11 protein-coding genes and 1 pseudogene are annotated in these 9,675 nt (G+C 67.9%); 10 read left to right on the top strand and 2 right to left on the bottom strand.

What is annotated here, in order from left to right; translation table 11 throughout:
* The 10 genes and pseudogenes from E1218_RS36385 to E1218_RS36380 form a co-directional block, all read left to right on the top strand.
* Window positions 1-198, top strand: a pseudogene (locus E1218_RS36385) (ABC transporter permease); the annotation flags it as partial.
* Between the two features lie 35 nt (window positions 199-233).
* Entirely contained in the window at window positions 234-1,163 is a 930-nt protein-coding gene (locus E1218_RS32955; RefSeq protein WP_132326962.1) for a glycine betaine ABC transporter substrate-binding protein, read from the top strand.
* Window positions 1,160-1,672, top strand: coding sequence for a formaldehyde-activating enzyme (gene fae, locus E1218_RS32950; protein WP_132326961.1), 513 nt, complete (start codon window positions 1,160-1,162; stop codon window positions 1,670-1,672). Before E1218_RS32955 ends, fae begins: the two co-directional genes overlap by 4 nt.
* Window positions 1,669-2,778 carry a mandelate racemase/muconate lactonizing enzyme family protein gene (locus E1218_RS32945; RefSeq protein ID WP_132326960.1) on the top strand — a complete coding sequence of 370 codons (1,110 nt, stop codon included), beginning with the start codon at window positions 1,669-1,671 and terminating at the stop codon, window positions 2,776-2,778. Before fae ends, E1218_RS32945 begins: the two co-directional genes overlap by 4 nt.
* Entirely contained in the window at window positions 2,775-4,277 is a 1,503-nt protein-coding gene (locus tag E1218_RS32940; RefSeq protein WP_132326959.1) for an aldehyde dehydrogenase, read from the top strand. Before E1218_RS32945 ends, E1218_RS32940 begins: the two co-directional genes overlap by 4 nt.
* A 15-nt stretch (window positions 4,278-4,292) precedes the next feature.
* The gene (locus E1218_RS32935; protein ID WP_132326958.1) at window positions 4,293-5,195 is read left to right on the top strand and encodes an NAD(P)-dependent oxidoreductase; all 903 of its coding nucleotides are present in this window, start codon (window positions 4,293-4,295) and stop codon (window positions 5,193-5,195) included.
* A gap of 1 nt (window position 5,196) precedes the next feature.
* Window positions 5,197-6,357 (top strand): iron-containing alcohol dehydrogenase family protein, encoded by a 1,161-nt coding sequence (locus E1218_RS32930; RefSeq protein WP_132326957.1) that lies wholly within the window; start codon window positions 5,197-5,199, stop codon window positions 6,355-6,357.
* 6 nt (window positions 6,358-6,363) lie between these two features.
* Window positions 6,364-7,821 (top strand): NAD-dependent succinate-semialdehyde dehydrogenase, encoded by a 1,458-nt coding sequence (locus E1218_RS32925; RefSeq protein ID WP_132326956.1) that lies wholly within the window; start codon window positions 6,364-6,366, stop codon window positions 7,819-7,821.
* A 64-nt stretch (window positions 7,822-7,885) separates the two neighbouring features.
* Window positions 7,886-8,020 (top strand): hypothetical protein, encoded by a 135-nt coding sequence (locus tag E1218_RS37875; protein WP_267900344.1) that lies wholly within the window; start codon window positions 7,886-7,888, stop codon window positions 8,018-8,020.
* Between the two features lie 151 nt (window positions 8,021-8,171).
* Window positions 8,172-8,333, top strand: coding sequence for a hypothetical protein (locus E1218_RS36380; protein WP_165949522.1), 162 nt, complete (start codon window positions 8,172-8,174; stop codon window positions 8,331-8,333).
* A gap of 749 nt (window positions 8,334-9,082) precedes the next feature.
* Here E1218_RS36380 and E1218_RS36850 read toward each other — a convergent pair.
* Both E1218_RS36850 and E1218_RS37870 read right to left on the bottom strand, forming a co-directional pair.
* Entirely contained in the window at window positions 9,083-9,448 is a 366-nt protein-coding gene (locus tag E1218_RS36850) for an SUMF1/EgtB/PvdO family nonheme iron enzyme (protein WP_202866321.1), read from the bottom strand.
* A gap of 2 nt (window positions 9,449-9,450) precedes the next feature.
* Window positions 9,451-9,675, bottom strand: a 225-nt coding sequence (locus tag E1218_RS37870) for an SUMF1/EgtB/PvdO family nonheme iron enzyme (protein ID WP_202866320.1), incomplete at its 5' end; no start/stop codon positions are given.

Raw genomic sequence — 9,675 nt, 5'->3', positions numbered from 1 at the left:
ATCATCATGTGTGTCGGCCTCGCCACGGTCGCCACCTTCGTCAACGCCGGCTGCCTCGGCGACATCATCGTCGCCGGGATCAAGACGACGCGGACCCCGATCCTCGTCACCGGCGCGGTGCTGACCGCTGTCATCGCCTTCGCCCTCGACTGGCTCGCCGCACTCCTCGAGAACTTCCTCCGTCCCCGCGGACTCTGAGCCCCACCACCCCCTCGCACAACCCTGGAGACACCATGAAAGCTCGAAAGCTGCTACCGCTTGCCCTGGCGGCGATGCTGACGCCAACTCTCGCCGCCTGTGGTGGCGGGTCCGAGGGCGACGGCCCGCTGAAGGGCGCGACGTACGTGGTCGGCGCCAAGGACTTCAGCGAGCAGGACATCCTCGCGAACATGACCGCGCTGCTGCTGTCGAAGAACGGCGCGAACGCCTCGGCGAAGCGGATCACCGGTTCGGTGAACACCCGTGCCGCGCTCGAGTCCGGCGACCTGGATCTGTACTGGGAGTACACCGGTACGGCGTGGATCACGTACCTCAAGGAGACCAAGCCGATCGGTGACCCGCAGCAGCAGTTCACAGCTGTCAAGGAGAAGGACGCGGCGAAGAACGGCATCGCGTGGCTGGACCCGGCGGGCTTCAACAACACCTATGCGCTCGCCGTTCGCAGCGAGTACGCGAAGGAGAAGGGGCTGAAGACCCTCTCCGATCTCGCGCAGCTGGCGAAGACGAGCCCGGCGGAAGCAACTGTCTGTGTCGAGTCCGAGTTCGCGGCGCGTGACGACGGGCTGACCGGCCTGTTGAACGCCTACGGCATCACGGTGCCGAAGAGCCAGGTGAAGACCCTCGACACCGGGGTGATCTACACCGAGACCGACAAGGGCGCGACCTGCACGTTCGGCGAGGTCTTCGCCACCGACGGCCGGATCGCCAACCTCGACCTGACCGTGCTCGAGGACGACAAGAAGTTCTTCCCGGTCTACCAGGGGGCGGTCACGCTGGAGAAGACGACCCTCGACCAGCACCCGGAACTCGCCGAGATCCTTTCCCCGCTCGCGAAGAAGCTCGACACCGAGACCATGCGGAAACTCAACGCCGAGGTGGATGTCGAGGGCCTGGACGCCGACGACGTCGCCAAGAAGTGGCTGGAAGACCAGGGGCTGCTGTGAGCGACGTACAGCTCGGCGAGAGCTTCATCGGGGAAGGGGGCGAGGCGGCCCACGTGAACACCGTCCTCGGCCCACGCGACGGAGCAGTCGGTACGGCGTGGAGTTCGGCGCTGGCGAGTCCGTCCCATGGCCACCAGCCGTTTGTCGCGATCCTGCGGCCGGGTCTGCCGGTCAAGCCGTTCACCTTGTTCGTGAACAAGGCGACGATCGAGCACGACGAGCACGGCTTGCTGCACTGGGGTCCGGCGCAGGCCGGTGTCGCCGCCGGTGTCGCCGACGCGGTCGCCGACGGTGTGATCCCGGCCGATGCCGTCGACGACCTGGCGCTGATCACCGCGGTCTGGGTCAACCCGAAGGCGCAAGACGCCGACCTGGTCTACCGAAACAACCGTACGGCGGTCGCGACCGCGCTTGCCCTCGGAGCCGCCAACGGCCCGCAGTTGACCGACGTACTGGCGGCGCGCGACCGACCTCAGAATCCCTTCTACGCTGTGGGAACGACGACATGAAGGTCACCAACATCAAGCTCGACCGGCTCCGGCTAGACCTCGATCCGCCGTTCCGCGCCGCTTGGGACCCCGAACCGCGGACCTTCTTCGATGCCACGATCGTGCGGGTCGAGACCGACGAGGGCATCGTCGGGATCGGCTCGGGCGACACGATGGACGGGTTCGAGGCGTTCGCGCACCTGTTCATCGGGACCGACCCGATGCAGATCATGCGGCATATCCGCGCGATCGAGACGATCAACTTCCATGCCGGCCGGTTCTGGCCGCTGGAGGCTGCCTTGTGGGACATCGTCGGCAAGGTCACCGGCGTACCGGTGGCGACGCTGTTCGGCGACAGTACGATGCGGGTGCCGGCGTACGCCTCGACCGGCGAACTGAAGTCGGTCGAGGACCGGGTCGAGTCGGCCGTCGCCGCGCGGGAGCAGGGTTTTCGGGCGATGAAGATTCGGATCGACCGGGACGGTCTCGAGCGCGGGATCGCGGCGGTCGCGGCGGTGCGGGAGAAACTCGGGCCGGACTTCCAGGTGATGGTGGACCTGAACCAGTCCTGGCGGATGGCCGGTGACGTAGCACCCGCCCTGGACGTGAAGTCGGTGGTGAAGACGGTTGCCCGGTTGGAAGAACTCGGCGTGTACTGGGTGGAGGAGCCGCTTCCGTACACCGACGTCGAGGGCCTGAAGGAGCTGCGGAAGTCGTCCAGCCTGCGGATCGCGGGCGGCGAGATGCTGCCCTCGTTCAACGACGTGCTGAGCTACCTGGACAACGACGTGCTGGACATCTACCAGATGGACTGTGTACTTGCCATCGGCATGCATCGCAGCCGGGTGGCGGCCGAGCTCGCGCAGCATCGGAACCGCCAGTTCACACCGCACTCGTGGACGAACGGGATCGGCGTCCTGGCGAACCTGCACGTGGCGGCCGGCGTCGGCGCCGCGCCCTACTTCGAGTTTCCGTACGATCCGGAGGGCTGGGCCGTGCAGCGGCGCGACTTCATGCTCGCCGAGCCGCTGTGGATCGACGCCGAGGGCTACATCAATGTTCCCGACCAGCCGGGCCTGGGCGTCGAGCTCGACGAGGACGCGGTGGAGAAGTGGAGAGTCTCATGAGCGACCTGCTGGACCGCAGCCACGGCGACTGGTTGCTGGCCGCGAAGAACCTGACCATCGAAAGCCGGCTGTTCGTCGACGGCGACTATCGCAATGCCGCGTCAGGTGAGACCTTCGAGTCGCGTACACCGCGTGACGGTTCCGTGGTCGCCAACGTGGCCCGAGGCGACGCGGACGACGTCGATCTGGCCGTACGAGCGGCCCGTAACGCGTTCGACGCCGGTCGCTGGCGGAGCCTCGCCCCTCGGGCACGCAAGGAAGTCCTGCTCCGCTGGGCAGACCTGATCCGCGAGCACACCGAAGAACTGGCTCTGCTCGAGACACTCGATGTCGGCAAGCCGATCACGGAGTCCGTGCGGGTCGATGTCGCTTCCACGGCTGCCTGCATCCAGTGGTACGCCGAGGCGCTCGACAAGGTCTACGACGAGCTGGCTCCCAGCGGAAACCGGGCGCTGGTGACGGTCACCCGCGAGCCGCTAGGTGTGGTCGGCGCCGTGGTTCCCTGGAACTACCCGCTGATCATCACCAGCTGGAAGGTCGCTCCGGCCCTTGCCACCGGCAACAGCGTGGTACTCAAACCGGCTGAGCAGTCGTCGCTGTCCGCACTGCTGCTGGCTCGGCTGGCTGTAGAGGCCGGGATACCCACGGGAGTGCTCAACGTGGTCACGGGCCTTGGCCCTGAGGCCGGTGCGGCGCTTGGTCGGCACCCGGGGGTCGACAAGATCGCGTTCACGGGTTCGGGCGAGGTCGGACGCAAGTTCCTGGGTTATGCGGCCGAGTCCAACGGCAAGCAGGTTCAGCTGGAGGCCGGTGGCAAATCACCCCAACTCGTGCTGGCCGATGCCGCGAACCTGCCGGCGGCAGCGTCGGCCGTTGCCTGGGGCATCTGTTACAACGCGGGCCAGACCTGCAATGCGGGCTCCAGGCTCGTCGTCGACCGCGCGGCCAAGGACGAGCTGCTCCCGCAGGTGCTCGACGTCGTCCGGAGCTTCAAGGTCGGCGACCCGCTGGACCCGGCCACCACGATGGGTCCCATCGTGGACCAGCAGCAGCTCGATCGGGTGCAGGGCTACCTCCGGATCGGGCAGGAGGACGGTGCCGAACTGATCGGCGGGGCCCGGCTGCGTCCGGAGACCGGCGGCTACTTTCTCGAGCCGGCCTTGCTGGATCGGGTCGACAACAGCAGTCGCGTGGCGCAGGAGGAGATCTTCGGCCCCGTGCTCTCCGTCATCGACTTCGACGGTGTCGACGAGGGTCTGCGGCTGGCCAACGAGACGGCGTACGGTCTGGCTGCCTCGGTGTGGACCAGCGACCTGCGGACGGCGCACCGGGTCTCCCGCGAGCTGCGGGCAGGCACCGTGTGGGTGAACACCTTCGACGCGACGGACGTCTTCGCGCCGTTCGGCGGCTTCAAGGCCTCCGGCGCGGGACGTGACAAGTCGCTCCACGCGCTGCACGAGTACACCGGCCTGAAAACCACCTGGATCGATCTTTCCTAGCTTGAGGGGTTTGTTGTGAACGTTGGCTTCATCGGACTCGGCCACATGGGTGGCCCCATGTCCCTCAACCTGATCCGTGCCGGAATCCCGCTGGTCGTTCACGACCTCGACAAGGCGGCCGCCGAGGAACATCTCGCCCTTGGGGCGACCTGGGCCGACAGCCCTGCAGAGCTGGCTACTCAGGTAGACGTGTTGATCACCATGCTTCCGGGCCCGCGCCAGGTGGAGTCTGTGCTTGTCACCGCCGGCGTCACCGACGCTCTGCCGGAGGGGTCGGTCTGGCTCGACATGTCCACCTCGACGCCCGAGGTCGCACGGCGGGTCGGTGAACGGCTCGACACCCGCGGTGTCTCCCGGCTGGAGGCCCCGGTCTGTGGCATGGCCAAAGGCGCGAAGGCCGGCACCCTGCAGATCTTCGTCGGCGGGGCTGAGGGAGTACTCGAGCGTTGCCGGCCGCTGCTGGACGTGATGGGCGATCCCGAGCGGGTGTTCCACGTCGGCCCGCACGGCGCCGGGTACGCGGTCAAGCTGATGCTGAACCAACTCTGGTTCTCGCACCTCGTCGCAACTACTGAGGTGCTCACGGTCGGGGTCAAGGCCGGTGTCGATCTCGCCGTACTCCGCCGGGCGCTGGTGGCCAGCTCGGCGAATTCGCATTTCCTCGAGCACGATCTGGCCAGTGTGCTGGAGCGCGGTGACTACGACGAGTCCTTCGCGATGGCCCTTGCGTGCAAGGATCTCGGGCTCTCGGTGGACCTCGCGCGCGACGTCGGCGTACCGGTCGAGCTGTCGGCGATGGTCGAGCAGATCTATCGCCGCGGCAGGGCGAAGTACGGGGATCTGGCCGGCGAGATGATCCCTGTGCGGCTGTACGAGGAGCTGGCGGGTATCGAGCTGCGTGTCCCGGTAGGTGAGTGAGATGACCCGGCTGGCGAAGGCACGGCTCACGATCGAGCCAGGTGCGCACACCGAGTTCGCGGTCGGTGCCGTCGGTACCCTTCCCGAGGCCGTCGACGCCGTCGGCCTGCAGCGCGCCTTCCTGGTCACGGACGGCGGGCTCAGGGCGACCGGACTGGTCGACCGGGTCCTCGGCATCCTTGCGAAGGCGTCGATCGAGTACGACGTCTTCGACGGGGTCGAGTCCAATCCGTCCACCGACTCCATCGATCGCGCGGCAGACCAGGTACGCCGCTTCGGCGCCGCCGCAGTCGTCGCGCTGGGCGGCGGGTCAGCCCTCGACGCGGCCAAGGGCATCGCACTGCTCGCAGCGAACGAGGGTGTCGCCAAGGACTACGACTACACCGCCACCCCGCAGCACGCCGGCCACCCGATCGTGGCGATACCGACGACATCCGGCACCGGCGCTGAGACCAATGGCTTCGGGGTGATCGAGGACCGGGCGGCGCGTTGCAAGGTCTACATCGGGCACAGCAGCGTGCGGCCACGCCGGGTCATCCTGGACCCGGAGCTGACCGTCGGTCTGCCGCCGCTCGCGACTGCGGCGACGGGAATGGATGCACTCGTGCACGGCATCGAGTCGCTGGCGTCACGTGGCGCCTCCCCGGTGTCGGTCGCGTACGCCACTCAGGCGATCACGCTGGTAAGCGACAGCCTCGCGGACGCCGTACGGGACGGCACCGACATCGAGGCGCGGGCCCGGCTGATGATGGGGGCGCACCTGGCCGGGCTGGCGTTGTCGGCGAGCGGCCTGGGGTTGGTGCACGGCATCGCGCACGCGGTCACCAACTACTGTGGCGCCCCGCACGGGCTTGCGTTGTCGGCGGTCCTGGCCGAGGTCATGGAGCACTCGTACGACGCTGCCGTGGCGCCGTACGCCGCGACCGCGCAGGCGATGGGTGTTGCCGGTCAAAGCCCGGACGACAGCGCGAGGGCGGCCATCGCCGCAGTGCGGGCCCTTGCTGATGCGGTAGGGGCACGGGTGACGCTCCGCAGTCTCGGCCTGGACGCCGGGGCTGTACACCACGTGGCCAGCGCCGCGCTCGCCGACGCCGTCAGCAGCAACCATCCACGGGACCTCGCACCGGCAGAGATCGAGCAGATCCTGAAGGCGAGGCTTTAGGTGCCGATGACAACAATCACTGAGGAATCGGTCGTAGCCAGTGTCCAGGCCGGAGCTCTCGCCGGTGGCAGCCGGCGAGCGTCCAAGGCGACCTTCGACGTCCTGGATCCAGCGACGGAGGAAGTGCTGACCCAGGTCGCGGACGCAGGTCCGGAGGACGGGCTGGCTGCTCTGGCCACCGCGGCCTCGGCGCAGGACGAGTGGGGCCGGACCGCGCCGCGGACGCGCGCCGAGATCCTACGGAACGCCTTCGAGCTGCTGACGAGCCGGAGCGAGGAACTCGCCCTGCTGATCACGCTGGAGATGGGCAAACCGCTGGCGGAGTCACGCGGCGAGGTCGCATACGCGGCCGAGTTCCTGCGCTGGTTCTCCGAACAGGCCGCGCACATCGGCGGTACCTATCGGGAGGCGCCGATGGGCGGGCAACGGCTGATCACCCACCGGCAGCCGGTCGGCCCGAGCCTGCTCATCACGCCGTGGAACTTCCCGCTGGCCATGGGCACCCGCAAGGTCGGAGCCGCGATCGCGGCGGGCTGCACGATGGTACTCAAGCCGTCGGAGCTCACACCGCTGGCGAGTTTCGCCCTCGCGCAGATCCTCACCGAGGCCGGACTGCCGGCCGGCGTACTCAATGTGGTGGCTACGACGGACGCTGCCGGCCTCGTCGGTCCGCTGATGGCCGACACCCGCCTCCGGAAGGTGTCATTCACGGGATCGACTCCGGTCGGCCGGCTCCTGCTGCGGCAGGCGGCCGACAACGTACTGCGTACTTCGATGGAGCTGGGCGGGAACGCAGCCCTGCTGGTGTTCGACGACGCCGATCTCGACGCGGCGATCGAGGGCACGATAGTCGCGAAGATGCGCAACATGGGCCAGTCCTGTGTGGCCGTCAACCGGGTGATGGTGCAAGATGCGATCGCCGAGGAGTTCGTTGCCCGGCTGGCAGATCGGATGGCCGGTCTGACCATGGGGCGGGGAACCGAGGCCGGCGTCACCGTCGGCCCGCTGATCGACGATCGCCAGCGGGACAAGGTCGGCGCGCTGGTCGAGGACGCGGTCCGCCACGGCGCACGGCCGGTGGTCGGAGCCGAGGCACCCGCGGGTACCGGCTACTTCTACGCGCCGACCGTCTTGACCGACGTTCCCGCTGAGGCACGGATCGCCCGCGAGGAGGTCTTCGGTCCGGTGGCCGCGGTGACGACCTTCGCGAGTGAGGAGGACGCACTGCGCGTCGCCAACGACACCGAGTTCGGCCTGGTCGGTTTCGTCTTCACCCGCGACATCTCGCGAGCCGTCCGGGTCGGTGAGGGCCTCGAGACCGGCATGGTCGGAATCAACCAGGGCCTGGTCAGCAACGCCGCCGGGCCGTTCGGCGGCGTAAAACAGTCTGGCCTCGGCCGTGAGGGCGGCGACGAAGGGATCGAGGAGTACCTCAGCACGAAGTACCTGGCTCTGGCTATCTAGATGTGCACGGTCATGAGGTCGGTAACAACCGGCTGACTGGTGGCAGTCCCGCCCAGTTTGGTATGTGAAGGAGGCGCTCGCCGGCGTTCGATTTCGTGGGCTTGCGGATCAGGCGTTCGCCCTTGAGGCGGGCGATGGTGTGGGTGACTGCAACGGTGCCGGCTGCGAGGTCGAGCTGGTGCCAAAGTACGGCGAGTGATTCGCCGATATGGGACGCCGGTGCCGGGTATGAAGGCGACGAGATCGGGTAGGTCGGCCTCGACAGCGCGTTCGTCGGCGGCGAGGCTGGTGCGGAGGGGCCGGACAACGTCGCCGGTGAGCGCGCGCGGTGGGTTCTTCGTGAGGCTTCGATGGTGTTCGACCTCGAGGAGGTGGTTGATCTTGTGCATCGCGGTCAGCTCGCCGGATCGGTTCGTCTTCGCGCGGTACTGGAGCTTGGTGAGGAGGGCGCGCTCGGCTGCGGTCTTGATCTTCCCGCATGCGGAGACCGGACGCAGACGGCACCGTCGTGATCGCGGAATCTGGCCTGAGCCTTGTACATGGGCTTCTCGGCACGCAGAATCCGAGAACTCGGCACTGCTGCGAATCGCTGTGATGTGACACACAGTCACGATCAGATGGTCGAGTCGCTCGTTCGGGTCTGCCGAGGGAAGACGCGCGGCGAGCGCCGACGGGGTGAGATCCGGGAAAGTGGTGCGTAAGTGGTGTTCGCGGACACAGCAAAGCCCAGGACACTCGCGTGACCTGGGCTGTTGTGCGCCGTCAGGGACTCGAATCCCGAACCCGCTGATTTCCACCGGAGACTGATCGCCGTTCGCCGTTGGCTCGCAAACGTTGCCGGCTACCGGCGACCGTGTCCGCGAAGCTGGTTGGGTAGCCGGTAGCGGCTGGGCCTTCAGGTCCAGAAGACGGTATACCTCACGTCGTAACCGAGCCGAGCACCTGCAGCAAGATGGCGGCTGCGTACAAGGTCACAGAAGACCGCGAGGCACGCGGCTGTCCAGGGATCGACGGCAGACCTTTCGCCGGGCTTTCGTCGAGGACTGCTACACGTTGGCAGATGAGCGCCCAGTTGCACAGATACGGTGGCCAGGCTGATGTCCGCCGAGTCCGCTCGTGGGACGGCGTCGCGGTCGAGCGAGCGCGCTGGCACGTGGTGGGGTACGCGTCCGGGGCTCAGCCGTCAGCACGAGCACCAGGTGTTCGTGACACTGGGCGGCTCGCTGCGGCACACCACGGCGTGGATCGACGGCGGTCACCGCTACGACGGTGCCGACTTCGCCGGCGCGACCTCGTTCATCCCGAGTGACCGGTACCCCGGCGTCGTGTAGGCGCGCCGGTGCGGTGGTGAGGTAGCCGTCGTCGGGTTCTCGGTGGGGAACGTGCCCTGCCGAATATTGCACCGGTGCGCGCCGCCCGGGGCGAGTTCGTCGCCCCAGGCGAACCGGCGGCCTTCCTGGCCGCCGCGGGCGACGTACTCCCACTCGGCCTCGGTCAGCAGCCGCTTGCCGGCCCAGCGGCAGTAGGCGAGGGCGTTCGTTGTTTGAGACATGAACGACGGGTGGTCGACCCGGTGCTCGATCCCGGACGGGGGCCCGTCGGGATGGGCCCAGTCGGCGCCGCGCACGGTCAGCCACCAGGGTGAGCCGGACGCCCGCCGAGGATGTCGTCCGGCTTGGCGGTCACGGCGAGATGGAAGACTGCGGACGAGCCGTACCGCTCGGCGTCGGTGCGATAGTCGGTCGAGGCCACGAAGTCTGCGAACTCGGCGTTCGTCACTGCTGTCGGGTCTACCGCGAGCGCACTGAGCCGCACCACGTGCACGGAGGTCTCGCGTCGGCGGGGTAGCCCTCG

Origin of the sequence: Kribbella turkmenica (assembly GCF_004348725.1) — a bacterium.
Lineage (GTDB): Bacteria > Actinomycetota > Actinomycetes > Propionibacteriales > Kribbellaceae > Kribbella > Kribbella turkmenica.
Note: the sequence above shows the minus strand (reverse complement) of the source record. Positions and strands in the feature narration are given on the sequence as shown.

Bases quoted from the DNA above. Each gene is read 5' to 3' on its own strand.
- E1218_RS32955 (WP_132326962.1), top strand. From the start codon at position 234: ATGAAAGCTCGAAAGCTGCTACCGCTTGCCCTGGCGGCGATGCTGACG.
- E1218_RS32945 (WP_132326960.1), top strand. From the start codon at position 1,669: ATGAAGGTCACCAACATCAAGCTCGACCGGCTCCGGCTAGACCTCGAT.
- E1218_RS32940 (WP_132326959.1), top strand. From the start codon at position 2,775: ATGAGCGACCTGCTGGACCGCAGCCACGGCGACTGGTTGCTGGCCGCG.
- E1218_RS32930 (WP_132326957.1), top strand. From the start codon at position 5,197: ATGACCCGGCTGGCGAAGGCACGGCTCACGATCGAGCCAGGTGCGCAC.
- E1218_RS32925 (WP_132326956.1), top strand. From the start codon at position 6,364: ATGACAACAATCACTGAGGAATCGGTCGTAGCCAGTGTCCAGGCCGGA.
- E1218_RS36380 (WP_165949522.1), top strand. From the start codon at position 8,172: ATGGTGTTCGACCTCGAGGAGGTGGTTGATCTTGTGCATCGCGGTCAG.